Origin of the sequence: Streptomyces sp. NPDC006552 (genome assembly GCF_040611655.1) — a bacterium.
Taxonomy (GTDB): Bacteria; Actinomycetota; Actinomycetes; order Streptomycetales; family Streptomycetaceae; genus Streptomyces.
Window position 1 is genome coordinate 1 of record NZ_JBEXOS010000066.1, and the last position, 24,066, is coordinate 24,066.

Below are 24,066 nucleotides of genomic sequence, written 5' to 3' on the forward strand. Positions count from 1 at the left end.
GACCCGCTGCTGCTGGCCGCCGGAGAGCTGCGCGGGCCGGTGCCGCAGGCGGTCGGCGGGCCGGTGACCATGGTCACCGGCCCCCCACCCCTGGCCTTTGCTACCGTGGAGGGACCCCGACGAGACGCGCCGTACCGGGACTGGCAAAGACGACGCACCCCTGTTGAGAACCGCTGACGGAGGTGCCAGTCATGGCCTGGATTCTGATCGTGATCGCCGGACTTCTCGAGGTCGCCTGGTCGGTCGGGATGAAGTACACCGAGGGTTTCACCCGCTTGTGGCCGAGCCTGTTCACGGGCGCGGGGATCGTCGCGAGCATGCTGCTGCTGTCCTACGCGGCCAAGTCGCTGCCCATCGGTACGGCGTACGGCGTGTGGGTGGGGATCGGGGCCGCGGGCGCGGCGATCGTCGGGATGCTGGTGCTGGGTGAGCCGGCGACCGCGGCCCGGGTCTTCTTCATCGCTCTGCTCCTGGTGGCGATCGTCGGCCTGAAGGCGACGTCAGGTCGGTGAACGGGTCGACGGCGCCGCCGCCCTCGCCCTCGGTGCCGCCGAAGTCGGTGCCGTCCGGGTCCGTGCCGCCGTCGGTGGCGCTCCCGTCGGCCGGGCCGCCGCTGTCCGCCGCTCCGCCGTCGCCGCCGCCCTCGCCCGGGTCCTGGGTGTCGCCCGCCGTGGCGCCCTGGTCCTGGCCCTCGGCCGCGCCGCTGCTGGACGTGCCCTGGCTGGGGCTCCCGGTGCCGGTGGCGGTGCCGGAGTCGTCGGGGGCGGAGGAGGCGGAGCCGGTGGCCGAGGGGCTGCTCGTCGTGGGGACGGGGGACGGCCCGGTCTCCTTTGCCTCCAGGTCGAAGTCGGCGGGTTCGGTGCCGGCCAGGGCCTTGCGGGTGAACTGGGCCCAGATCTGGGCCGGGAACCCGCCGCCGTTGACGCGGGGCAGGCCGCCGACGCCGTAGAGCGAGGTGTGGGCGCCGGTGTCCGGGTTCTGGCCCATGACGGCGATGACGGTCGCCAGGTCGGGGGTGTAGCCGGCGAACCAGGCGGCCTGGTCCTCCTCCGCGGTGCCGGTCTTGCCGGCGGCGGGGCGGCCTGCGGCCTGGGCGGCGGTGCCGGTGCCGCCGTCGACGACGGAGCGCAGGACCGCGGTGGTGGTGTCGGCGGACTCGCGGTCGACGGCCTGGCGGGTGGTGCGCTCGGGCAGGCCGACGGCGGTGCCGTTCTTGCTGAGGGCGGCCAGGAGCGTGTACGTGCCGTGCCTGCCGTGGTTGGCGAGCGTGGCGTACGCCTCGGTCATGTCCAGGACACTGGCGGTGGCGGGGCCGAGCGCGATCGAGGGGTAGGGGTTCAGGTCGGGGGTCTTCTCCGGCAGGCCCAGGTCGATGGCGGTCCGCTTCACCTCGGCGGGGCCGACGTCGACGGCGAGCTGCGCGTACACCGCGTTCACGGACTTGTCGGTGGCGGTGCCGAGGGTGATGGGGCCGTAGGAGCGGTCGTCCTCGTTGGCGGGGGCGTAGGGGCCGCCGCTCCAGCCCTGCACGGGGCGCTTGTTCGTGCCGTCGTAGACGGTGGTGGGGGTGATGGCGCGGCCGTCCTGGGTCCGCGCGCCGTGCTCCATGGCGGAGGCGAACACGAACGGTTTGAAGGTGGAGCCGACCTGGTAGTCGCGGCGTGTGGCGCTGTTGACGTACTGCTTGGTGTAGTCGATGCCGCCGTACATGGCGAGCACCTTGCCGGTGGCCGGGTCGATGGCGGCGCCGCCCGCGCGGACGGAGCGGTCGGCCTTGCGCCGCTTCTTGTCGATGTGGGCCATGAGCTGGTCGTCGACGGCGTGCACGAGCGCGTTCTGCTTCTTCTTCTGCAGGGTGGTCGTGATGCGGTAGCCGCCGGTGGCCAGGGTGTCCTCGTCGAGGATGCCCTGGGAGGTGATGGCGTCCTTGACGGCCTGGACGAGGTAGCCGCGCTGGCCGGAGAGGACGGCGGCCCCCCTGGCCTGGTCGGGGACGGGGAACTTCATGGCGGCGCGGTCGGCCGCGCCGAGCCACTTCTCCTTGACCATGCCGTCCAGGACGTAGTTCCAGCGGGCGAGGGCCCGGCCCTTGTTCTCCGGGTGTGCGATGACGTCATAGGCGCTGGGGGCGTTCAGCAGGGCGGCGAGGTAGGCGCTCTGCGCGGTCGTCAGGTCCTCGGCGTCGACGCCGTAGTACGCCTGGGCCGCGGCCTGGATGCCGTACGCGTTGCGCCCGAAGTAGCTGGTGTTGAGGTATCCCTCCAGGATGTCGCTCTTGGACGCCTCGCGGTCGAGCTTGATGGAGATGAAGAACTCCTTCACCTTCCGGGTGACCGTCTGCTCCTGGCCGAGGTAGTAGTTCTTGACGTACTGCTGGGTGATCGTCGAGCCGGACTGCTTGCCCTTGCCGGTGACGGTGTTCCAGGCGGCGCGCACCATCGCCTTCGGGTCGACGGCGGACTCGCTGTAGAAGTCGCGGTCCTCGGCGGCGAGCACCGCGTGCTGGGTGGTCTTGGGGACCTGGGCGAGCTGGACGTTCTCCCGGTTGACCTTGCCGTCGCGGGCGATCTGCGTGCCGTCGGCGTAGAGGTAGACGTTGGACTGGGCGGTCGCGGCCTGGTTGGCGCGCGGGATGTCCACGAGGAAGTAGCCGGCGGCGAACAGGCCGACGCAGAGCAGCAGGGCGACGACGACGGTGGCGAGCAGGGTCCGCCAGGTGGGGACGGCGCGGCGCCAGCCCCTGCGCCGGGGCCGCTTGCCCGTGGTCCGGCCGTCCTCGGTGGCGGGCGGTGGTCCGGCCTGCGGGCCGTGGGCGGGGCCGGGCTCCGGGTCCGGTCCGGGGCGCGCAGGCTGGGGCGGCTCGTCGCTGCTCATGTCCTGAGGAACTCCTGATTCGCGTCGTACGTCACGTACGCCTCGTATGACACATAAGCCTCCTACATCACCGGGAAAATGCGTGGCAGGCGGAGCCCGGACTGGACTAGGCTCCTGCGCTTCGGCCGAACGAGGGGGCGACGAGGGGGCGTGGTGCACGGAGTCCGGCTGTACGCGGCCGTCGCCGCCGGGGCGTTCCGGCGCTACGCCACCTACCGCGGGGCCACCTTCGCGGGCGTCTTCACCAACACCGTCTTCGGGCTGATCATCGCCTGCACCTACACCGCGCTCTGGGACGAGCGGCCCCACCTGGGCGGCTACGACCAGGCGCAGGCCCTCACCTTCGTCTGGGTCGGGCAGGCGATGTTCTCGGTGATGATGCTGGGCGTGCCCTCCGGGTTCGAGAGCGAGCTGGCGGCGCGGATCCGCACCGGTGACATCGCCGTGGACCTGTACCGGCCGGCCGATCTGCAGTGCTGGTGGCTGGCGCAGGACCTGGGCCGGGCGGTCTTCCAGCTGCTGGGGCGGGGCGTCGTGCCGATGGCGGTCGGCGCCCTCCTGTTCGACCTGGCGCTGCCCGCCCGGCCCGCGGCCTGGCTCGCGTTCTGCGTCGCGGTCCTGCTCGGCATGCTGGTCAGCTTCGCGCTGCGCTACCTCGTGGCGATGTCCGCGTTCTGGCTCATGGACGTGAGCGGCGTCGCGCAGATGTACGGGATCACGGCCACGTTCTTCTGCGGCATGCTGCTGCCGCTGAACGTCTTCCCAGGTGCCATCGGCGACATCGCCCGCGTCCTGCCGTGGTCGGCGCTGCTCCAGGTGCCCGCGGACGTGCTGATGGGCACGGACGGCGGCCGCGGCGTGCTGGGCAGCTACCTCTTCCAGGGAGCCTGGGCCGCGGCGCTGCTGGTCCTGGGCCGCCTGTTGCAGGCGACGGCCACCCGGCGGGTGGTGGTCCAAGGTGGCTGAGCACACGGCGGCCGGTGCCGGGGGCCGGCCCCTGGGCCGCGTCGACCAGCTCCGCACCGGGGCGCGGGCGTTCCGCCTGATCAGCGGCATGTGGATCCGGTCCACGCTCGCCTACCGCGCCTCCTTCGTGATGACGGCGTTCGGTAACTTCGCCCTCACCGGCCTGGAGTTCGTCGGGCTGCTGCTGATGTTCTCGCAGGTGGACCGGCTCGGCGGCTACACGCTGCCCGAGATCGCCCTCCTGTACGGGACGGCCGGCGCCGCCTTCGGGCTCGCGGACCTGTTCGCCGGCTCGCTGGGCCGGATCGGGGACCGGGTGCGGGACGGCACCCTCGACGCGTTCCTGGTGCGGCCCGCGCCGGTCCTCGCGCAGGTCGGCGCCGACCGGTTCGCGCTGCGCCGCCTCGGCCGGGTCACCCAGGGCCTGGTCGTCATGGTGTGGTCGCTGCTGGTGCTGGACGTCGCCTGGACACCGCTCAAGGCGCTCCTCGTGCCGGTGCTCCTGATCAGTGGCGCGGGGATCTTCACGGCCGTGTTCCTGGCGGGCGCCTCCTTCCAGATCGTGGCGCAGGACGCGGCCGAGGTGCAGAACGCGGCGACGTTCGGGGGCAACGCGATGCTCGCCTACCCGCCGACCGTCTTCGGCGACAACCTGCTGCGCGGCGTGACCTTCGTGCTGCCGCTGGCCTTCGTGAACTGGCTGCCCGCGCTCTACATCCTGGGCCGCCCCTACCCGCTCGACCTGCCGCGCTGGGTCGCGTTCGCGCCGCCGCTGGTCGCCGCCGTCTGCCTGGGCGCGGCGGGCCTGGCCTGGCGGGGGGCGCTGCGCGCGTACCGCAGTACGGGAAGCTGAAGGGGAGTGGAGGACGTGGTGGTGAGGGACGAGGCGTTCATCGAGGTGGACGGGGTCGAGAAGGTCTTCGACGTGCGGCGCAAGGTGGGCTTCCTGCGCCGTGAGCGGCGCACGGTGCGGGCCGTGGACGCGCTGAGCTTCACGGTGCCGCGCGGCGAGATGGTCGGCTACATCGGGCCGAACGGCGCGGGCAAGTCGACCACGATCAAGATGCTGACCGGCATCCTCACGCCGAGCGCGGGCCGGCTGCGGGTGGCGGGCATCGACCCCTCGCGCGAGCGGTCCCGGCTCGCGCACCGCATCGGCGTCGTCTTCGGGCAGCGCACGACGCTCTGGTGGGACCTGCCGCTGATCGACTCCTACCGGCTGATGCGGCGCATGTACCGCATCCCCGACAAGCGCTACGCGCAGAACCTCGACCGGTGCGTCGAACTCCTGGAGCTGGCCGAGCTGTTGGAGGTGCCCGTGCGTCAGCTGTCGCTGGGGCAGCGGATGCGCGGGGACATCGCGGCGGCGCTGCTGCACGACCCCGAGGTGCTCTATCTGGACGAGCCGACGATCGGCCTCGACGTCGTCTCGAAGGTCAAGGTGCGCGCCTTCCTGCGGGAGTTGAACGCGCAGCAGGGCACCACGGTGCTGCTGACGACGCACGACCTGACCGACATCGAGCAGCTGTGCCGCCGGGTGATGGTGATCGACCACGGGCGGCTGATGTACGACGGTGAGCTGGAGGGGCTGCACCAGGTGGGCGGCGGCGCGGTGGAGCGGACCCTCGTCGTCGATCTGGAGCGCGAACTGCCGCCGCTGGACGTGGAGTTCGCGCGGGTGGTGAAGGTGGAGGGGGCGCGGCAGTGGCTGGCGTTCCCCGCGGACCGCTCGGCGGCGCCGCTGGTCGCCGCGATCGCGCAGCGCTGCCCGCTGGTGGACCTCTCGGTGCGGGAGCCGGACATCGAGGCCGTGATCGCGCGGATGTATGCCCGGGACGCCTCCGCCGCGGGCCCGCGCCCGTAGGCTGGGAGGTATGACCGACGAATCGCGGCCCGAGCGCTCCGACGTGCCTGCCGTCCCCGATCTGCGGGCCTCCGACGCCGACCGGGAGCAGGTCGCGGAGCGGCTGCGGGACGCGCTCGCCGAGGGCCGGCTCGACATGGCGGAGTTCGAGGAGCGGCTGGAGGCGGCGTACACGGCGCGCACGTACCGGGAGCTGGCGCCGCTCACCCGCGATCTGCCGGGCGCCGGGGTGGCCGCGCCGGTGAACCTGGTGAAGACGCCGCTGCCCGAGGGGGCTCTCGACTGGTCCGCGCGGATCGGCGGCCGCGAGGCCACCTCCACCTGGGGCGTCGGTGTCCTCTCCGGGTTCCAGCGCAAGGGCCGGTGGACGGCGCCGCGGCGCTTCACCTGCTTCGCGTTCATGGGCGGCGGCGAGATCGATCTGCGCGAGGCGCACTTCGAGGACCGCGAGACCGTCATCAACTGCGTGGCGGTCATGGGCGGGATGAACGTGGTGGTGCCGCCCGGCGTCGAGGTCGTCGTGCGCGGCATCGGCATCATGGGCGGCTTCGACCAGAGCGAGGAGGGCGTGCCCGGGGACCCGGGGGCGCCGCGGGTGGTGGTCACCGGGTTCGCGTTCTGGGGCGGGGTCGGCGTGGAACGCAAGGTGACGCGGGCGGAGCGGCAGCGGCTCAAGGAGGAGCGCCGCCGCGACAAGCTGGAGCGCAGGGCCGGGCGGCCCGGCGCGCTGGAGAGCGGCCGCGACGGCCACCACTTCCTGCACGCGGACCGCCTGGAGCGCCACCGTGAGCGCATGGAGGACCACTTGGAGCGCCTGGAGGAGCACCGGGAGCGCCATGAGCGGCGGCGGGAGCGCCGCCGGGGCCGGGACTGAGTCACGCCCCTGGGCGCAGGGGCGCCCGGCTCACAGCTCCGCGCCGGTGGAACCCTTCAGGGACGCGAGGTCGAAGGCGCGCGCCATCCGCGCGTATCCGGCGTCGCTGGGGTGCAGGTGGTCGCCCGAGTCGTAGTGCGGGAGCAGCTTGCGCGGGTTGTAGGGGTCGCGCAGCGCCCGGTCGAAGTCGACGTAGCTGTCGTAGACCTTGCCGCCGCGCACCGCCGCGTTCACGCCTTGGCGGACGGCCTCCAGGTGCGGCTCGTACCCCCGGTGGCCCTGGAACGGCATGAGGGTCGCCCCGACCACGCGCAGCCCGCGGGTGTGTGCCTGGCGCACCAGTTCCCGCAGCCCGTCGACGATCCGGTCGGGGTCGGTCTGCTGCGGGTTGCGCAGGATGTCGTTGATCCCGAGGTCGATGACGACGGCGCGGACGCCGGTGCGGCCGAGCGCGTCCCGCTCGAAGCGGGAGAGGCCGCTCGGGTTGTTCGCGGGGCGGCCGAGCCCGTCGGAGAGCACGCGGTTGCCGCTGATGCCCTGGTTCACGACGCCGTAGCGCGGGGCACCCGGCTCGGTGCGCAGCCGGTCGGCCAGCAGGTCGGGCCAGCGCACGTTGGCGCCCATCGTGGAGGTGATGCCGTCGGTCAGCGAGTCGCCGAGGACGACGACGGTGCCCTCCGCCTCGTGGCTCAGCACGTCGAGCGCGGTCACGTACCGCCAGTACGGGCTCTGCTGGGTGTACGCCGCGCCGCTCGGGTCCTCGGTGCGGTCGCCCTGCGCGACGTACGACATCTGCCGCGCCTGCGGGTGGTAGGTGACCGGTCCGGAGGGCGTCGGGGAGTACGTGGTGACGAGCATGTCCGCGTCCCGCGGCACCCGCAGCCGCGCCGCGTCGCTCATCACCTGCCGGCCGGCCGGGATGACGACCGAGGTGTTCCCGGAGAACGTCAGCCGGCGCACCGTCCCGGCGAGCGCCGTCGGGTCGTTGGGCGCGGAGGCGACGGCGAGGGAGGCGTGCGTGATGCTGAGGGGCTGCTGCCCGTACAGGTTCGACAGGGTGATGCGGGCACCGGTGCCGCCGATGCTGGTGTGCACGATGTTGCGCAGGGAGCGGCCGAAGAAGCCGGTCGTCTCCGTGCCGGGCTCGGCTCCCGCGGGGGAGGCGGACCAGCTGCCGGCCCAGGTGCCGGTGGAGGCGGGAGCGGCGGAGCCGTGTCCGTTCGCGCCGCCCGCCCGGACGGAGCCGTCGTCGTCGCGCAGCACACCGGAGAAGCCGATGTAGATCGCGGCCGAGATCACGACGACAACTGCGACGAGCGCGGCCAACAGGGCATAACCGTGACGCCTGGCCATGCGGTGGGTGTCTCCTCGGGCAGGGGGAGCCCGAGGCTCCGGTGTGATGAACCCATGATGCGGCATGGGTGGGGACCGTCGAACAAGGGGGCCGACACTGCCCCCCTCCGTCCACTCAGACGCCGGGAACTTGTCGTTCGTTCCGCAAGGGGACCGGAAAGGGACAATGTGTGAGGGGAATGACAGTGAACGGGCGTACGACGACGTACGACGTGGAACGGGCGACGCCCGGGACGGAGCGGACCGGATGACCGGTGACGGAGCGGACCGGGCGGCCGGTGGCGTGGAGGGCGGTGGTGACGTCATGAGCGGCGGTGACGAACGCGGGTCGGTGCGCGGCGGCGCGCGGCGCGAGGCGGTGGGCGGGGCGCCGGGGGCGCCCGGCACCGGAGCGGACGAAACGGGTGATGCGGACACCGGGCAGTATGCCCGGTCGACCCGCGCGCAACCCCGGCCCCCCCGCCGCTTCGGCGGCGAATTCAGCCCGGCGGACCTGGAGAAGGAGCGCGGGGTGCGCCGCATGAAGCTGACGGCGACCGGCCTGCTGGCCCTGGTCGCGCTCGTCTACGCCCTGGCGACCTGGGCCGGCCGCACCGGCGCGGGCGCCTGGAGCGGCTACGTCGCGGCCGCGGCGGAGGCCGGCATGGTCGGCGCGCTCGCGGACTGGTTCGCGGTCACGGCCCTCTTCCGCCGCCCGCTGGGCCTGCCCATCCCGCACACCGCGATCATCCCGACGAAGAAGGACCAGCTGGGCGTCTCGCTCGGCGAGTTCGTCGGGGAGAACTTCCTCTCCGGGGACGTCGTACGGGAGCGGCTGCGCGCTGTCGGCATCGGCTCCCGGCTCGGCGCCTGGCTCGCCGAGCCCGACCACGCCGACCGGGTCACCGCCGAGCTGGCCACCGCGCTGCGGGGCGCCCTGACCGTCCTGCGCGACTCCGACGTACAGGCCGTGGTCGGCGAGGCCGTCACGCGCCGCGCCGACAACGCCGAGATCGCGCCCGGCATCGGCAAGATGCTGGAGAAGGTCGTCGCCGACGGCGGCCACACGCGGGTCGTCGACCTGGTGTGCACGCGGGCCCACGACTGGCTGGTGCTGCACGCGGACTCCGTCATGGACGCGGTGCAGGGCGGCGCCCCCGGCTGGACCCCCCGCTTCGTCGACAAGCGGGTCGGTGAGCGCGTCTACAAGGAACTGCTGCGCTTCGTCACCGAGATGCGGGACATGCCGCGGCACCCGGCGCGCGGCGCCGTCGACCGGTTCCTCAAGGACTTCGCGGGCGACCTCCAGTCCGACACCGACACCCGCGCCCGGGTGGAGCGCCTGAAGTCCGAGGTGATCGGCCGCTCCGAGGTGCAGGACCTGATCGCCTCCACCTGGTCCGCGGTCCGCTCGATGATCGTGGCGGCCGCCGAGGACGAGCGCAGCGAGCTGCGGACGCGGGTACGGGCCTCCCTGCTCTCCCTCGGACAGCGGATGGCGACCGACCCCAAGGTGCAGGCCAAGGTCGACGGCTGGGTGGAGGGCGCGGCGGTGTACGTCGTGACGACGTACCGCGCCGAGATCACCTCTCTGATCACGGACACCGTGGCCGGCTGGGACGCGGAGCACACCTCCCGCAAGATCGAGGCGCACATCGGCCGCGACCTCCAGTTCATCCGGATCAACGGCACGGTGGTGGGCTCCCTGGCCGGGCTGCTCATCTACACGGTGTCGCGGGCGCTGGGGGCGTAACCCCTCCGGCGCGGGGGGTGCGCCGAGTGGGGGAACGTGTCCGGGTGCGGGTGTGCCGTCGCTGATCGCGCAGTTCCCCGCGCCGCAGGCGGGGCATGCGTGGAGGGTCAGTTCCCTCAACGAGGAGGGCGTACATGTCCCCGGAGCACTCGCAGCCCGGTCCGGCCGGGACCGGCACCATCAGCACCGCCGTCCCCGCCCGCCTCGACCGGCTGCCCTGGTCGCGCTGGCACTGGACCGTCGTCATCGGCCTCGGCACGGTCTGGATCCTCGACGGCCTCGAAGTCACGGTCGTCGGCAACATCGCGGGCCGGCTCTCCGAGCCCGGCAGCGGTCTGCCGATCTCGTCCGCGCAGGTCACCGGCGTCGCCGCCGCCCTGTACGTGGCGGGCGCCTGCGTCGGAGCGCTCTTCTTCGGCTGGCTCACCGACCGGTTCGGCCGCAAGAAGCTGTTCCTGCTGACGCTGGCCGTCTACCTCGCGGCGACGGCCCTCACCGCGATCTCCTTCTCCCCGTGGTGGTTCTTCGTCTTCCGGTTCTTCACCGGCTTCGGCATCGGCGGCGAGTACGCGGCCATCAACTCGGCGATCGACGAACTCATCCCCTCCCGCTTCCGCGGCCGCGTCGACCTCATCATCAACGGCAGCTTCTGGCTCGGCGCGATCGGCGGCTCGCTGCTGTCGATCGTCGCGCTCGACACGGACCTCTTCGCGAAGGACGTCGGCTGGCGGCTCACCTTCGGCCTCGGCGTCGTCCTCGGCCTGGTGATCCTCCTGGTGCGCCGCAACGTCCCCGAGAGCCCGCGCTGGCTCTTCATCCACGGCCGCGGCGAGGAGGCCGAAAAGCTGGTCACGGACGTCGAGGAACGCGTACGGGACCAGCACCACGGCCGCGAACTGCCGCCGTCGGCGGGTGAGATCACCATCCGCCAGCGCAAGAGCATCGGCTTCGGCGAGATCGCCCGCACCGTCTTCCGCGACTACCCGCGCCGCACCACCCTCGGCCTGGCGCTCTTCATCGGACAGGCGTTCCTCTACAACGCGGTGACGTTCGGCTTCGGCGCCATCCTCACCACCTTCTTCGACGTGCCGACCGGCTCCACCGGCTACTACTTCGCGATCATCGCCGCCGGCAACTTCATGGGCCCGCTGCTGCTCGGCAAGCTCTTCGACACCGTCGGCCGGCGCATCATGATCTCCTCGACCTACCTGCTCTCCGGGGTGCTGCTGTTCGGCACGGCCTGGCTCTTCGACCGCGGCTCGCTGACCGCGACGACCCTGACGGCCTGCTGGTCGGTGGTCCTGTTCTTCGCGTCGGCGGGCGCCTCCAGCGCGTACCTGACGGTCTCGGAGATCTTCCCGATGGAAACGCGCGCGATGGCGATCGCCTTCTTCTACGCGATCGGCACGGCGGCCGGCGGCATCAGCGGCCCGCTGCTCTTCGCCGACCTCACCAAGAGCGGCAAGGTCGGTGACACGGTGCTCGCGTTCCAGGTGGGCGCCACGCTGATGTGCCTGGCCGGTCTGGTGGCGGTGTTCTTCGCGGTGCAGGCGGAACAGAAGTCCCTGGAGGACATCGCGAAGCCGCTGTCGCAGGTGTCACCGGAGAGCCCGTGACGAGCGCCCCGGCCGTACCGCTCAGGAGTGCAAGAATCCGGCCATGAGCGAGCGGAGGAGAGCACCCGCCGCCACGGTGGCGGTGCTGGTCAGGGACGGGGTCCTGCCCATGGAGCTGGGCCTCGTCCACCAGCTGTTCGGCGCGGCGCGCGACCCGGCGACGGGCGACCGCCTCTACACCGTCCGCACCTGCGCCCCGCGCCCCGGCCGCATCCGCACGGACGCCGACTTCCACCTCTACGCCGACCACGGCCTGGAGGCGGTCCGGGCGGCGGGGACGGTCCTGGTCCCGGCGTCGCACGAGACGGACGAGGAACTGCTCCCGGGCGCGCTCGACGCGGAGCTGGCGGACGCCCTGCGCGCGGCGCGGGGGCGGGTGGCGTCGATCTGCACGGGGTCGTTCGTGCTCGGCGCGGCGGGCCTGCTGGACGGGCGCCGGGCGACCACGCACTGGATGTCCGCGGACCGGTTCGCCCGGGCGTTCCCGCGGGTCACGGTCGACGCGGACGTCCTCTACGTGGACGAGGACCCGGTGCTGACCTCGGCGGGCGAGGCGGCCGGCATCGACCTGTGCCTGCACATGATCCGCGCGGACCACGGCGCGGCCGTCGCGGCGGACGTGGCGCGCCGCACGGTGGTCCCGCCACACCGGGACGGCGGGCAGGCGCAGTACATCCGGCGGCCGGTGGCGCAGACCGGCGTGACCTCGACGTCGGGCTCGCGCGCCTGGGCCCTGGAGCGGCTGGCCGAGCCGCTGACCCTGGCGGAGCTGGCGGCGCGGGACGCGATGTCGGTACGGACGTACAACCGCCGCTTCCGCGAGGAGACGGGCCTGACGCCGATGACGTGGCTCGCGCGCCAACGGGTCGACCGCGCCAAGGAGTTGCTGGAACAGACGGATCACACCGTGGACCGGGTGGCGGCGGAGACCGGATTCGGCACCGGCACGTCGCTGCGCCAGCACTTCCAGAGCGCTGTCGGTGTGTCGCCGGGGGCGTACCGGGCCACGTTCCGGGGACGATGAACCGCATGACTGAGATGAACGAAGTCCGCAGGGCTGTACCGAACGTGCCAGTGGACGGCGAGGAGTCCCTGGCGGCCAACCGCGCGTTCTACGGCGCGCTCGGCTTCGAGGAGGTCATGGACCTCGGCTGGGTGATGACGATGGCGTCGCCCACCCGGCCGGCCGCCCAGATCAACTTCATCGAGCAGGGCGGCCCCGCCCTGGTCGTACCGGACATGAGCGTGGAGGTGGGCGACGTCGACGCGGCGTACGCGGCCATGCTCGCGGCGGGCGCCGAGATCGTCCGCGACCTGCGGGACGAATCGTGGGGCGTGCGCCGCTTCTTCGTGCGGGATCCGCAGGGGAAGGTGGTGAATGTGCTGGGGCATGGGGGGAGTGCGGGGGCGTAGGCGGGGGCGGTAGGGCGCGGGGGCTTGGAGGTTTCGGTACGGGGCCGGGGTCGGACCGGCCCGGTTGGTGCTGGGGCGCCGGGAGTCCTGGACGGTTCTGGCCCGGCGCCGGGGCCCGGGTGGTGCTGGGGCGCCAGGAGTCCTGGACGGCCCGGGCCCGGGGCCTTGGAGGGGCCCGGTACGTACGTCGCCGGGACCGGGGTCAGGCGGCGCGGCGGTCCACGAGGACGTACGACGCGGCGGCCACGACACCGGCCGCGCCGAACACGGCCGGCCACGCCCCGACCTTCTTGGCGAGCGGGTGCGACCCGGCGAACGCGGCGACGTACGCCCCGGTCAGCGCCCCCGCGACCGGCCCGCCCGCGGCCTGCTTCCACCGGGTGGCGGCGGCCGCGCCGGCGGCGGCGAGGACGACGCCGCCCAGCTGCCGCTTCTTGGTGAAGCGGGCGGTGGCGTACCCGCCGACGAGGCCCGCGGCGGCGAGCGGGGCGGTAGGAATACGGGTGGCGGCCATGGAACCCTCCGGGCAGGTCGACGAGGTCCGCGCTGACGCCTTCGACGCCATTGGCGCGGCTACGAGGTCCGAGGCTACGCCGCGGGCCGCGGCACACGGCCGCGGCCCCGGCCCCGCGCGGCGCTTCAGCCGAACATGCCGGGCTGGTAGTCACCGGCGGGCTGCCGCACGATGACGTTGAGCCGGTTGTAGGCGTTGATGACGGCGATCAGCGACACCAGGGCGACGAGCTGGTCCTCGTCGTAGTGCTTGGCGGCGTCGGCCCACGCCTCGTCACTGACCCCGCCGGCCGCGTCGGCGAGCCGGGTCCCCTGCTCGGCCAGCTCCAGGGCGGCCCGCTCGGCGTCGGTGAAGACGGTGGCCTCGCGCCAGGCGGCGACGAGGTGGAGGCGCTGGGCGGTCTCCCCGGCGTGGGCGGCGTCCTTGGTGTGCATGTCGGTGCAGAAGCCGCAGCCGTTGATCTGGCTGGCCCGGATCTTCACCAGCTCCTGCGTGGCGTGCGGCACGCCGGCGTCGGAGACGACCTTTCCGGCGGAGTTGATGTGGCGCATGAACTTGGCGGCGAGCGCGTTGCCGAAGAGGTTGAGGCGGGCTTCCATGGTGATCTCCCAGAGCCGTCGGGCGGGCCGACCGTGAGGTGCGGCCGCCGGTGTGTCGGTTACCTGACTCTGACGGAGCAGAATGGGGATGTGTGACAGATCTGGCGCTGTGAGCTGGGTCACGGGTGGGTCGGCTCGGTTGCAAGGGGACGCATCGGTCCGAGCGTCGCTCCGACCGATGCGGTCGGTGACATCAGCAGGTGTAGTACTGCTTCAACGCCTGCTCCAGGTGTTCGCGATCGAGGTCGAGGGCCGCTGCGAGTACGTGCATACCGAGGCGGGGCGGCACTGCATTGCCGATCTGCTGGGCGACGGCGGAACCACCCCAGATCCAGTCCGGCGCGGCGGGGAAGGTCTGGAGCTGACCCGCCTCGGACTCGGTGAGACGGGGTTGTTCGCGTCCGCCCCGGCCGACGACCCGGTTGCGGGAGATCTTGCCTGTCACCGTCGCGGCCGGCTCGGACGATCCGCGCTCGCCGCGGGCCTTCGGATCCCCTCCGGTCCCGTAGTTGGAGACGACGGTGAAGGGGGTGGGGCGTTCGGTGAGGACGTCCTCCATGCTGACCCAGGGTGCCAGACCGAGACCGTGCTCCTCCCGAGCCTTTCGCTTGTGATAACGCCCGTGCGTCGGCTCGGGCAGACTCGGAACCCCGGACAGCAAGCGGTCCTCGCCGGTCCAGCGGGCGATGAGGATGGCCCTGCGCCGGGTCTGCGGAACCCCGTACTCCTCGGTGTGGAGGACCCGGGGGGTCGCCACGGCGTACCCCTCTCCACGCAGGATCTCGGCGTACCTCTTCCACACCGGGAGCACGGCCGGCACCTGCTCGAGGACGATCGCCTGGAAGGGGCGGCCCACGTCGACGGCCTCGAGTGCCCAACGCAGAGGTTCCAGGACGAGTCCGGTTCGGTCGTCGTGCTTGCCCGTCACCTCGTCCTTCAGCGCTGCGAGGTCGGCTCGGACTGCCTTCATCGGATGCCGCGCGCGCAACCGGTCCGCGAAGGTGAGGACGTGGTCGAGCGCGCGACGTCCCGCCCCTCTGCCCGCCACCGTGAAGGTCTGGCACGGAGGGCCCCCGGCCAGGACGTTGCATCCGTCGGCGGTGAACCGGTCCGCATCGAAGTCCCGCACGTCGCCGCATTCGGTCTGCAGGTCGTTGGCGCTCCGGGTGGCGCAGGCGTCCTTGTCCCACTCGATGCCGACGGACGCCACACCGAGCTGCCGCGCGGCTTGGTCGAGCCCGCCGGGCCCCGCGAAAAGATCGACGATCTTGAAGGGGGAGGCGGGAGGGGACGGTGCGTTCATGTGGCGATCCTAGAGGGCCAGCGCGGTGGCGATCGCCACTCCCAGTGCCCGGGCCACCGGAGGCGGCAGGGCGTTGCCGATCTGTCGATAGGCGGCTGTCTTGCCACCGGAGATCTGCCAGGTGGGCGGGATGGCCTGCAGGAGCGCGGTCTGGCCGAGCGTGAGCCTGGGCAACTCCAGCGGCGGAAAATCGGCGTCGGGCACGTCGTCACCGAGGCTGTTGCCGTTCACCCCCAACTGGGCCCAGGCACGCTTCGAACCCGTGGGACCCAGGTCCGCTCCACCGCGACGGTCGGAACCGCCCACGAGGGCGGGAGCCGGACGGTCGGCCCGTAGCGCCCACTGGTCGGCGCCGCGCCAACCGCCCTGGGCCATCGACGGTCGGAGGATGTCGGCGACGGTCGGCACGCGCAACACCGTCCGTGACGGCCAGACGAAACCCTCCGCGTGCGCCTCCTGCAACGCGACCAGGAAGCCCGACCTGCGGTGCTGAGGGACTCCGAAGTCCGCAGCGTCCAGGACCTTCCAGAACACGCGGTACCCCGCTCCCTGCAACTGTGACTCCATCCACGCCCGCTCCGCTCGATAGTCGTCCTTCTCGACAAGGTCCGGGAGGTTCTCGAGCACCACCGCTCTGGGGCGGATCCGCGGCACGAGTTCCACTGCGTGTCGCAGCACCGCACGTTCGAGTTCGTCGTCCGGGCGCCGCACGGCGGCCGCGGACTTGATCCGTGGCAGGCCGCCGCTGAACAGATCGACTCCGTGCACCTCGGGGTGGTCCGCGGGGTCGAAGTGGAGCAGGTCGCCACAGAGCACCTTCCACTGCGGCCGGTTGAGTTCGATCGTCCAGCAGGCATGGGCCTTGGTGTCGAGCAGCAGCACAGGATCGAACCCGGCCTGCTCGAGGCCGAGTGCCTGCGCGCCGGACCCGGCACAGATCTCGAACGAGGTGAAGTGCCCGGCACGGTCGGTCGACGGGGAGGCCGCGATGGCTCCGGTCGCCGTTGCGTGGCGCGGCCCATGGTCCGGTACGTCGACGGACACAGAGGGGACAGCGGCCGCGTGGGCGAACACCGTCGCCAACTGCTCCTCCACGGCGGTCGTGCCCCGGTCGCTCTCTCCGTGCTTGGTACGCAGCAGCTCGGTCACCGATTCGCGTGCCGCTTCCCGCAACTCTGTGTCCAGTGCCTGCTCGTCGATGGCGTCGAACAGCACGAACGGGGCCAGGCGCAGCAGTCGCTTGAGGAAGTCCTGCAGAGTCTCACGGCGATTGAGTCCACGGAGGTCCAGTTCGTTCCAGACCCTCATGATCGCTTTCACGAGGTGCGGACTGCCGCCCAGAGCGGCTCGCCGGGCATAGATCTGGTCGAACGCCGCCTCACCGAGGATGTTGAGAGCCTCGTACGGTTCGGGGGCGGCAGGGGAGAAGATCAACTGTGCGCGCCACCAGAGGCGGCCGAAGACGTGACGGGTCAGGTCGGTGCCGAGCGCACGGTCCTTCGGCGGTCTGGGGTACCGCCAGAAGGCGACGTCCGGGAGAAGCACAAGCGCGAGGAAGGCCCACAGGTCACGCGAGGCCGCCTCGGCGGGAGCCAGGGACATGCGGGAGTGCAGTAGCCGAGCGAGACGGACATCGAACTCGGCGTTGCGCGAGCGGTCCGAGGCGTCGGGGAAACCCGCCTGTCGGGCCAGGTGCAGGATTGCCTCGCGAAGCTCCGACAACTGCTCGGGACCCACACGGTCGCCGCCGGTGGCCACATAGACCGTCGACGGATGGGAGACGTCCGCGCGTTCTGTCAGTTCCGTGATCGACAACTGTTGGTACTCGTCGAAGAGAGGCCTGGCCTGGCCCGCGAGCAAGCGGGGGTAGAGCAAGCTCACTGGGGCTCCTCGAAGATCTTCACGGCCGCCTGGAGTTCGGACGAGAACAGGCCGGGGGAGTGCTGTCGGCGGAGACGTACGTCGGTGACGGACTGTTCCGGGAACAATCGCTGGAACAGCGAGAGCAGCGTGGCGCCCAAGGAGCCCTCGGCGAAGTCGCAGCCGTCCGCGAAATCCTCGTGGGACAGCGCATGCTCCATCAAGGTCCGAGCGACGTCCGCATGGGCGGCTGACAGCACGGCACGGTCCACAGGTCGCGGACGTGCGGCGTTCTGGAACGCTTCGGTTGTCACCGTGTTTCTCTCGTTGATCAGCAACAACAGCGAACCCATGGCGGCACTGTCCAGTTCTCCGTCGATCTGGACGTGCCAGGCGGCGCCGTTCGGGAACGACGTCCTGGAGAAGTCGATGACAGCCATCGGGAACTGCGGCGCATCGCCTTGGAGCCGCAGCTCCGCGGTGTCCTGCCACAACACGGAACCGGCACGTCTCGGTGCGGCCGGTCGGGCGTCGTCGCGGCGCCGCCCCAGGACCAGAGCGGTCTCCAGCAGGAGTACTCCGCCGAGATCGGCGCCACGTAGCCGGACGTCGAGATCGACGGTCACCGGCTCCGCCCCGGTGAGACAGGTGACATGACCGGGGCCACGCAGATTCGATCCGGTGGCCGTCCACACGGCGGAAAGCATGAGTTCGGTGTCCTCGGGCAGGCCGGCTCGTGCTCGGGTGCGGACCTGATCGACTGTCACCCGACGACGGAGGCTGAGGTCCATCTGGTAGTCCCAGTCGTCGATCGCTTCCGGGAGAGGCACCTCGCCGTCAGGAGTGACGAGCGTCCAAGGACCGGTCTCGACGACGTCGCGCGGCGGAACGCGATAGGGGAGGGCATGGCGAGCCATCAGTCCGTCATCGCCTTCACCTTGATGGCGATCTCTGTGACCGTGTCCGGAGCGGGCTCGACCAACACCCGCCAGACCGCTTCGCCTCCGGTGATCTCGAACTCGGGTGTCGTGTACAGACCTCCGCTCGGATCCTGCCATCCGAGAAGGGTGGGCATGCGCGCACCCGCGGGTGGGTCGGTCTCCCGACCGCCGGAACCCGGAAGGGTGACGGCGAGGTTGATCCGGACCTGCTGGGGGACATCGACGGGGAGCCTGAACTCCTGAACCAGTACCGCTCGTTGCCCCCATTCGTCGTAATAGGGCTCACCCACGTACTGCACGCGAGGTCTGACCCGACGCAGAACAGGAGCCTCGAAACCCTGTGAGGTACCCGCCTCCGGGGTGCCGCCCGGCTCTGCCGAGGACGCGGCCGTACGGTGACCGGAGGCGCGGACAGTGGCTTCGGGCCCTTCCTCTTCGTCCCCTGCGTTGCCGTGACCGGGAAGTCCGGCGCCGGGCCTGGCGTAGGCAGTGGCCCCACCGATCCCCCAGGCCCCGCCGACCAGACCCGAGAAGCGGGCGCTGGCCGCGCCCAAGGGGACGCGGGCGGCTCCCGCGCGGACTCCGCCGCTCAGCGCGAGGAGCTTGTTGATCTCCTCGTGGATGCGACGGAACGTCGTCCGCACGTAGGTGCTGTCCGGAATCTCCAGGGAGTGCCAGTGCCAGGCGTCGTGCGTGGGTGGCTCTGCCTTGGCGTATGCCTCGTCCATGTCGGGGTCACCGCGGAACACGCCGGCGTATCCCTGATTCTCACTCGGGGGCTTCGGCCCGGCGTGGTACGTGACCACGAGTTCGGCCGGCCGCATCAGGCAGACGTGGTGCACCAGGTCCTCGATACCGAGCATGCGCGACGCGGGCTTCGGCTGCAGCGGCGGCATGATGCGTTTGACCACGCCGAACCTGCCCAACAACTTCCGCGGTTTGCCGCATGAAAGATCGTGTCCCTGTTCACCGGCCATCCGCTCGTAGGCGGCGACGAACAGACTGAGCGGACGGTGTCGGCGGGGATCGGGCACCGGGACGTCCCGACCTTCGCACCTGACCTTGAACCGCATCGCCGGCACACCGGACTCTTTCTCGATCATCTTCGGCCACAGGTGCCAACAGATCGTCTCAGCCAGGTAGTCGGCGACTTCGTCAGCCTCGATACGCCGCTCGTCGCGTTCCAATTTCGGGTCGATCACCACGACCGACGTGCCGGTCTCCACCGGCCCGAACGAACGGAGGCCGAGCCGACGCACGGCCGCGTCCGCCTCCGGTCCGATCAGGGGTTCGATGACTTCACCCGAGGCATCGCCCCACCAGTGACGACCTGTGTAGCGCCGAGAGGCGTGTGTGTCGTCCGCGTAGTAGCTCCGCCACAGGGAGCAGCCGATGAGCCGTGTCTCCAGTTCGCCTTGCGGGTTTCGGCACCGTGTGTGGATCAACACAGTGCCGCAGCGGGAGAGCAAGTAGAAGATGCCTTTGCCGAAACCGTAGGTGCCACCCCCGAAAGGTGTGTCGCGCGGCTCCCCGATGTTGCGGACGAACGAGACGAAGTCGCGTGACATCTCATCGGCCGTTCGGTCCGCCCTGGTGGGGCCTCCGAGACCCGTGGTACCGCGGTCGGAGACGGTGAGCAACCGGATCGGCCCGCGGGCCAGCGAATCACGCAGGGGGAGTTGGCTGCTCGACGGGGCGGTGCTGAGCAGCAGATCTCGCCAGGCCGGAGCGTGCGCCGGGCCGACACTCGACAGGTCGATCTCGTAGTGCACGGGCTCGGACGACCCCGGTGGGCGTGCGTCCCAACTGTTCTGTGCCGACTCGCGGACCAAGATGGTGAACAGGTCGAGCGCCGGACTACCCAACTGGTTACGAATGCCTTCGGCGGCGCTGGCCCCCTCCGGCGGGTACGGCTGGGAGAACCAGACCGGGACGGTCATTCAAGCTCCTGGAGAAGCAGTTCGAGGGCCTCGGCGGCACCTTCGTCGTCGAGGGGCTCGGGGTGCTTGCCGGACAGATCGATCGAGTACTCGACATCCAGAACCGTCACGGGCACGCCCGCCTGTCGGAGTTGTCGTGCGGTCAGGCGCGGGAAGTCTTCACTCACGCGGTACCAACGCTCCTCCGCGACGACGAAGCGGGTGTCGCGGTAATGCTCGACGTCCGAGGCCTGACAGCCGGCCTTGCTCAGGAGGTGACGCACGGCGGCTTCGTCATCGCACAGCTCCAACGCGCGATCAACCAGATCCGGGAGCGAGGCGCCCGAATTCGCCGACGGAGCCAGTCGGAACCAGACCAGATGCAATGACCCCCCGTCCGGCGTCTCCAACTGGTCGAGCCCGTGTATGCGTGGGCGCCGCCCTTCCGCGGTGGTTGTCGCCTTGACCTCGATCGCTCCCTGCGGGGCCGCGATGTCGTGTCGGTGTCCGGTGGGTCCCAGCCACAGACGGTGGGCGCTGGGATCCTTCTCGAGCATCCTGACCAGGACCGTCAGCTCGCCGAAGAGGCCGGTGAGCCGTTCAGCGCTCAGGGGCGCTCCTTGGACCCGGAACAGCGACTTCCACCGGTCCATCGCGCGGTACAGCGCCTTGACCGGGTTCGACGGCAACTGCTCGGCCGCGACCAGGACGTCCGAACACAACGTGGCGAAGAGATCGTTGAGGTTGCGCTCCAGACAACCCAGATCGGCGTACGTGCGGTATCCCGCTTCGTCCTCGAGGGGACGTTTGCGCAGATGGAGTACAGGGCCGTCGGGGCCTCTGCGTAGTTGTTGGCGCGACTTCATGGGCACGAGCAAGTGACGATGGCCCTCGTAGTCGATCGCGGCCACCAGACTGCCGTTGTCGGTCCGGACCGGAAGGTCGGTGACCCGCAACCGGCGCTCGGCGGTCACCGGCTCCGTCTCGAGGGCCGACCACTGCTGGGCGACCATGTCACGCAGCGACTCGGCGTCCACTACTCCGCCCCCTCGATGAGGCGCAGCTCCTCCTCCTCGAACTCCTCGAGCTGTACGCCGGAGAGGTCCGCGGAGACGTACTCGGGTTCGACTGCGGAGTCGGGTCCGTCCGGCTCGGGGAACACGAGACCGACGCCGATCACGTGGTCCTCCGCATCCAAAGGCTCGCGCAACTTCTTGGAACGATCGGGCTCGGAGTACTTGTCGATCGGGTACAGCGCGAGCAGTCCCGTGTCCGGGAGCTGCATCCGTCGTGCGTCTCGGATCTGCTGTTCCGTCAGCCCCGTGGCATCGCCCGCCAGGTCGACTGCCGCGTCCTTGCGGCTCATCAGCGTCTTGATGTCCGCGAACGCGTCACCCTTGTCGTCGGCCCGCGTGGCGAGCTTGGCTCGCGTGACACGACCCACGGACACGTTCGGCGCGAACTCGTGATTCCCCTCGGGCGTCTTCGGCGGATTGCCGATGACGGCCACGTTCCAGCGGCGAAGCGCGCCGGCGTTGCGAACCCGCTTCCTGATGTACTCGGTGATGAGCTTGGCATCGTTCTCCCGAACGAGCTTCGCTCCCTTCTCCCGCGTCCCCTCGTGGAACCGGTACTCGCTCAGGAAGTCGAGGACCACGTCGTGGGGTACTCCACGGAACAGGATGCGCCCCTCGGCCGCGCGGTCCTCCTTCGCCACCGCGTTGTTCGTCGCGGCCTGGGAGACCAGTCGCCGAGCGGCCTCGAGGTTCTGTCGCAACCACGCGGCATCCGTGTGGAAACAGTGTGTCTGCACACGCTTGCCTCCGTAGGACGAGGCGGCCTTGACGGCACCCTTCATCTTGGCCGCCGCGGTCACCTGCAGCGAGGGATGGGTCCGCAGGCGTACCGCGAAGGTCAACGGCGTTTCGTTGGGATTGTGCAGGTAGACGTCGATGTCGCGGCGCATCTCGGTCTCGACCGTCGCCAAGTGGCGGAACCACTCGGCGAGTTCGTCGGTCATCCATGTACGCGGAAGGTCGGCGTATCCCTTGCGGAACCCGAACCAGCGCCCCATCTGCAACAACGTGTCGTAGGCGGACACCGCGCGCACGAAGTAACTGACGGAGAGGCCCTCCAGGGTGAGCCCACGAGAGAGGGTGTTACCACCCACCGCGATGGCGACCACCGGCCCGTTCTCGTAGTCGAGCCGGTCCTGACTGCTGGAGTTGTCCATGATGACGCGACAACTGTCCAGCGCGTTCGGAAGCTCCCTCGACAGGGCTTCGAACGGGACCTTGGTCTCTCCGAATTCTTCGGCGGCGACCTGCCCGGTCTCGTCCTCCCACAGCTTGCGCATCTCTTCGATCAGGGAGGGATCTCGCAGAGAAGCCTTCGTGTCGGCCCGTAGCGCTTCCAGCGGAGTCCTGAAGCTGTTGTGGACCGAGGTGTTGACGCTGGTGTGTATCAACATCGTGTTGTGCGGGTTGCCGGTACCGCGCACACGACGCGCGGCGACGACGAGCCAGAAGTAGAGGACCGCCCTGCGCAGGGTCGCGGTGATCTCCGGGACGAACCCGTCCACGTCCGCACGCGTGAGCGGCCGGACGTATTCGATGTCCGTCTCGGGGACCGAGCGGATCATGTCATAGCCGTCGTCCACGTCCGCCGGGTCCTCGCCGTCCAGGGCGTAACGGCCGAACAGCACCTCCGTGCCGAAATGGTCCGCGGGCTTGGGCAGGTTGACGATGAAGTCCCGCGGATACAGGTCCTCGGCGCTCGGGTCGATCAAAAGGTTGGCGAAGGGGGAGGCGGTGTAGCCGATGTAGGCGCTGCGCGGCAGTCCCTTCATGAGGCGTCGGATCAAGGGGTTGATCGACTTGGTGGCGACGGTCGCCTGATCCGCCTCGTCGTCGATGATCAGTGCCGGGCAGTTCTCCAGATAGCTGGACGCGCCCTCCAACCACGTGGCCAGTTTTCGCAGCACCGCCGCGTTCTTCTTCACCACGCACAGGACGTGGGTCCGGTTGCTCTTGCCGAAGAAGGAGGCCGGGTTGGCGGGCGGGACGAAGTCCTGGTCGAGGCCGGTCAGCTGTGACCACAGATCGGGGTTGGGTTCCACGAGTTCGGAGACGAGCCGAGCCTGCGTCTGCCTGCGCAGTCCGTTGTGGATACCCGAGAGCACGATGAACAACTTGTAGCCGCGATCGGCCGCCTTGGCCATCACCGCGGTGAAGTTGGTGGTCTTACCGGACTGGACGTATCCGAGAGCCAGACCGCGCGTCGAGAAGGCCTGTTCCCGAGGGTGGTCCAGCAGCGACATGATGCGGGTGGAGGAGTCGTCGAGGGACTTGGTCGAGGCGTCGCTCCAACCCCGATCGTGCAACGACTGTTCCAGCGCCGGCCAGCATCGGTCCCCGGGGCGCGGCCCGGTGTACCAGGTGTCACGGTTGCCGCGAATGACGGTCTGCGGTTCTTCGAGCTCCCGGATCCTGGTGATCTGTTGCTCGTGTCGGTCCTGGATCCGTCGGATGGTCGAGGCGTCGATGCCGAACTGCTCCAGCCGCTTCACCGTCTCCGCCGGCGGACACTTGTCGAGCAGCATGCTGAAGGTGTCGTACATGTCGTCAAACTCGTCAGCCACGGCGCCGCGCTCCCCCTAGGACCATCGAACCGTCCCGGGCGAGCGGCATCGACACGTGACTGCACGTCGATGTCGGCACACGCTCCGCCCCGAACGATCCAACGTTAACCGGTGGCCGGGGCAGGTGGCGCAGGGACCAGGTCACGACTTCCGAGCCCTTGCCTGGCGCATGCGCATATGACCTGGTCACATGGCCTTTCCAGGTTCATGTCGCTGGGGGGACCTTCTGCTCCCGTACCGCTTGCTCGACGAGTGCGGCCACGTGTTCGGGCGATTCGTGTTCCCAGAACCTGAGGACGGTCCAGCCGATGGCGGTCAGGTGCTCTGTCGTCTCACGGTCGCGAGCCACGTTCCGCTCCAGCTTTCGCCGCCACCACTCCGCGTTCGACTTCGGTTGTGTGGCATGACGAGGGCACCCGTGCCAGAAGCAACCGTCGATGAGTACCGCGACCTTCGCGCGGGGGAAGGCCACGTCGATGCGGCGCCGTGCCATGCCTGGTACGCGGTACTCGATCCGATAGCGCAACCCGGCGGCATGCAGCAGCCGGCGTACCGCCAACTCCGCCGCTGTGTCCTTGCTGACCTGCTTGGACATCCG

Annotated in this window: 20 protein-coding genes and 1 riboswitch; of the genes, 9 read left to right on the plus strand and 11 right to left on the minus strand. The window is 70.5% G+C overall.

Annotation, left to right across the window (positions count from 1 at the left end; all coding sequences use genetic code 11):
* Positions 1 to 89: 89 nt before the first annotated feature.
* Positions 90 to 159, plus strand: a riboswitch (guanidine-III (ykkC-III) riboswitch).
* Positions 160 to 191: 32 nt separating this feature from the next.
* Positions 192 to 512, plus strand: a complete 321-nt coding sequence (gene sugE, locus ABZY33_RS29260) for a quaternary ammonium compound efflux SMR transporter SugE (protein WP_356494701.1) — start codon at positions 192 to 194, stop codon at positions 510 to 512.
* Here the strand turns inward: sugE and ABZY33_RS29265 are convergent.
* Positions 457 to 2,874 carry a transglycosylase domain-containing protein gene (locus tag ABZY33_RS29265; protein ID WP_356494702.1) on the minus strand — a complete coding sequence of 806 codons (2,418 nt, stop codon included), beginning with the start codon at positions 2,872 to 2,874 and terminating at the stop codon, positions 457 to 459. The two genes, sugE and ABZY33_RS29265, sit on opposite strands and share 56 nt — an antisense overlap.
* 153 nt (positions 2,875 to 3,027) lie before the next feature.
* Between ABZY33_RS29265 and ABZY33_RS29270 the strand changes: the two genes are divergently transcribed.
* The 4 genes from ABZY33_RS29270 to ABZY33_RS29285 all read left to right on the plus strand — a co-directional run bounded on the left by ABZY33_RS29270 (position 3,028) and on the right by ABZY33_RS29285 (position 6,578).
* The gene (locus ABZY33_RS29270) at positions 3,028 to 3,840 is read left to right on the plus strand and encodes an ABC-2 family transporter protein (RefSeq protein ID WP_356494734.1); all 813 of its coding nucleotides are present in this window, start codon (positions 3,028 to 3,030) and stop codon (positions 3,838 to 3,840) included.
* Between the two features lie 88 nt (positions 3,841 to 3,928).
* Positions 3,929 to 4,693 carry an ABC transporter permease gene (locus ABZY33_RS29275; RefSeq protein ID WP_356494735.1) on the plus strand — a complete coding sequence of 255 codons (765 nt, stop codon included), beginning with the start codon at positions 3,929 to 3,931 and terminating at the stop codon, positions 4,691 to 4,693.
* A gap of 21 nt (positions 4,694 to 4,714) precedes the next feature.
* Complete coding sequence (locus ABZY33_RS29280) at positions 4,715 to 5,704, plus strand: ATP-binding cassette domain-containing protein (RefSeq protein ID WP_356494736.1); 990 nt, start codon at positions 4,715 to 4,717, stop codon at positions 5,702 to 5,704.
* 10 nt (positions 5,705 to 5,714) lie between these two features.
* Positions 5,715 to 6,578, plus strand: coding sequence for a DUF1707 domain-containing protein (locus ABZY33_RS29285; RefSeq protein ID WP_356494703.1), 864 nt, complete (start codon positions 5,715 to 5,717; stop codon positions 6,576 to 6,578).
* A gap of 30 nt (positions 6,579 to 6,608) precedes the next feature.
* Here ABZY33_RS29285 and ABZY33_RS29290 read toward each other — a convergent pair whose 3' ends face one another.
* On the minus strand, positions 6,609 to 7,931 hold the full coding sequence (locus ABZY33_RS29290; protein WP_356494704.1) for an SGNH/GDSL hydrolase family protein: 1,323 nt from the start codon (positions 7,929 to 7,931) through the stop codon (positions 6,609 to 6,611).
* A 520-nt stretch (positions 7,932 to 8,451) separates the two neighbouring features.
* On the opposite strand from ABZY33_RS29290, the gene ABZY33_RS29295 reads away from it, so the two are divergent.
* The 4 genes from ABZY33_RS29295 to ABZY33_RS29310 all read left to right on the plus strand — a co-directional run bounded on the left by ABZY33_RS29295 (position 8,452) and on the right by ABZY33_RS29310 (position 12,692).
* Positions 8,452 to 9,663 carry a DUF445 domain-containing protein gene (locus ABZY33_RS29295; RefSeq protein ID WP_356494737.1) on the plus strand — a complete coding sequence of 404 codons (1,212 nt, stop codon included), beginning with the start codon at positions 8,452 to 8,454 and terminating at the stop codon, positions 9,661 to 9,663.
* Positions 9,664 to 9,797: 134 nt separating this feature from the next.
* On the plus strand, positions 9,798 to 11,279 hold the full coding sequence (locus tag ABZY33_RS29300) for an MFS transporter (RefSeq protein ID WP_356494705.1): 1,482 nt from the start codon (positions 9,798 to 9,800) through the stop codon (positions 11,277 to 11,279).
* A gap of 43 nt (positions 11,280 to 11,322) precedes the next feature.
* On the plus strand, positions 11,323 to 12,303 hold the full coding sequence (locus tag ABZY33_RS29305; protein ID WP_356494706.1) for a helix-turn-helix domain-containing protein: 981 nt from the start codon (positions 11,323 to 11,325) through the stop codon (positions 12,301 to 12,303).
* 14 nt (positions 12,304 to 12,317) lie between these two features.
* Positions 12,318 to 12,692 (plus strand): VOC family protein, encoded by a 375-nt coding sequence (locus tag ABZY33_RS29310; RefSeq protein WP_356494738.1) that lies wholly within the window; start codon positions 12,318 to 12,320, stop codon positions 12,690 to 12,692.
* Between the two features lie 202 nt (positions 12,693 to 12,894).
* Here the strand turns inward: ABZY33_RS29310 and ABZY33_RS29315 are convergent, their stop codons facing one another.
* From ABZY33_RS29315 to ABZY33_RS29355, 9 genes are all read right to left on the minus strand, one after another.
* Positions 12,895 to 13,206 (minus strand): hypothetical protein, encoded by a 312-nt coding sequence (locus ABZY33_RS29315; RefSeq protein ID WP_356494707.1) that lies wholly within the window; start codon positions 13,204 to 13,206, stop codon positions 12,895 to 12,897.
* Between the two features lie 125 nt (positions 13,207 to 13,331).
* Complete coding sequence (locus tag ABZY33_RS29320; protein WP_356494708.1) at positions 13,332 to 13,805, minus strand: carboxymuconolactone decarboxylase family protein; 474 nt, start codon at positions 13,803 to 13,805, stop codon at positions 13,332 to 13,334.
* Positions 13,806 to 13,998: 193 nt separating this feature from the next.
* On the minus strand, positions 13,999 to 15,108 hold the full coding sequence (locus ABZY33_RS29325; protein WP_356494709.1) for a DNA cytosine methyltransferase: 1,110 nt from the start codon (positions 15,106 to 15,108) through the stop codon (positions 13,999 to 14,001).
* A gap of 9 nt (positions 15,109 to 15,117) precedes the next feature.
* Entirely contained in the window at positions 15,118 to 16,968 is a 1,851-nt protein-coding gene (locus ABZY33_RS29330; protein WP_356494710.1) for a DUF6339 family protein, read from the minus strand.
* A 17-nt stretch (positions 16,969 to 16,985) separates the two neighbouring features.
* A complete protein-coding gene (locus ABZY33_RS29335) occupies positions 16,986 to 17,885 on the minus strand; it encodes a hypothetical protein (protein ID WP_356494711.1) in 900 nt (299 codons plus the stop codon).
* Positions 17,885 to 19,849 (minus strand): hypothetical protein, encoded by a 1,965-nt coding sequence (locus ABZY33_RS29340; protein ID WP_356494712.1) that lies wholly within the window; start codon positions 19,847 to 19,849, stop codon positions 17,885 to 17,887. Before ABZY33_RS29340 ends, ABZY33_RS29335 begins: the two co-directional genes overlap by 1 nt.
* Complete coding sequence (locus tag ABZY33_RS29345) at positions 19,846 to 20,865, minus strand: PD-(D/E)XK motif protein (RefSeq protein WP_356494713.1); 1,020 nt, start codon at positions 20,863 to 20,865, stop codon at positions 19,846 to 19,848. The genes ABZY33_RS29340 and ABZY33_RS29345 overlap by 4 nt, the downstream gene beginning before the upstream one ends.
* The gene (locus ABZY33_RS29350) at positions 20,865 to 23,468 is read right to left on the minus strand and encodes a Z1 domain-containing protein (protein WP_356494714.1); all 2,604 of its coding nucleotides are present in this window, start codon (positions 23,466 to 23,468) and stop codon (positions 20,865 to 20,867) included. Before ABZY33_RS29350 ends, ABZY33_RS29345 begins: the two co-directional genes overlap by 1 nt.
* 205 nt (positions 23,469 to 23,673) lie before the next feature.
* Positions 23,674 to 24,063, minus strand: coding sequence for a very short patch repair endonuclease (locus ABZY33_RS29355; protein WP_356494715.1), 390 nt, complete (start codon positions 24,061 to 24,063; stop codon positions 23,674 to 23,676).
* Positions 24,064 to 24,066: the final 3 nt, after the last annotated feature.

Bases quoted from the DNA above. Each gene is read 5' to 3' on its own strand.
- sugE (WP_356494701.1), top strand. From the start codon at position 192: ATGGCCTGGATTCTGATCGTGATCGCCGGACTTCTCGAGGTCGCCTGG.
- ABZY33_RS29265 (WP_356494702.1), bottom strand. From the start codon at position 2,874: ATGAGCAGCGACGAGCCGCCCCAGCCTGCGCGCCCCGGACCGGACCCG.
- ABZY33_RS29275 (WP_356494735.1), top strand. From the start codon at position 3,929: ATGTGGATCCGGTCCACGCTCGCCTACCGCGCCTCCTTCGTGATGACG.
- ABZY33_RS29285 (WP_356494703.1), top strand. From the start codon at position 5,715: ATGACCGACGAATCGCGGCCCGAGCGCTCCGACGTGCCTGCCGTCCCC.
- ABZY33_RS29290 (WP_356494704.1), bottom strand. From the start codon at position 7,931: ATGGCCAGGCGTCACGGTTATGCCCTGTTGGCCGCGCTCGTCGCAGTT.
- ABZY33_RS29295 (WP_356494737.1), top strand. From the start codon at position 8,452: ATGAAGCTGACGGCGACCGGCCTGCTGGCCCTGGTCGCGCTCGTCTAC.
- ABZY33_RS29300 (WP_356494705.1), top strand. From the start codon at position 9,798: ATGTCCCCGGAGCACTCGCAGCCCGGTCCGGCCGGGACCGGCACCATC.
- ABZY33_RS29305 (WP_356494706.1), top strand. From the start codon at position 11,323: ATGAGCGAGCGGAGGAGAGCACCCGCCGCCACGGTGGCGGTGCTGGTC.
- ABZY33_RS29310 (WP_356494738.1), top strand. From the start codon at position 12,318: ATGAACGAAGTCCGCAGGGCTGTACCGAACGTGCCAGTGGACGGCGAG.
- ABZY33_RS29315 (WP_356494707.1), bottom strand. From the start codon at position 13,206: ATGGCCGCCACCCGTATTCCTACCGCCCCGCTCGCCGCCGCGGGCCTC.
- ABZY33_RS29320 (WP_356494708.1), bottom strand. From the start codon at position 13,805: ATGGAAGCCCGCCTCAACCTCTTCGGCAACGCGCTCGCCGCCAAGTTC.
- ABZY33_RS29325 (WP_356494709.1), bottom strand. From the start codon at position 15,108: ATGAACGCACCGTCCCCTCCCGCCTCCCCCTTCAAGATCGTCGATCTT.
- ABZY33_RS29335 (WP_356494711.1), bottom strand. From the start codon at position 17,885: ATGGCTCGCCATGCCCTCCCCTATCGCGTTCCGCCGCGCGACGTCGTC.
- ABZY33_RS29340 (WP_356494712.1), bottom strand. From the start codon at position 19,849: ATGACCGTCCCGGTCTGGTTCTCCCAGCCGTACCCGCCGGAGGGGGCC.
- ABZY33_RS29355 (WP_356494715.1), bottom strand. From the start codon at position 24,063: ATGTCCAAGCAGGTCAGCAAGGACACAGCGGCGGAGTTGGCGGTACGC.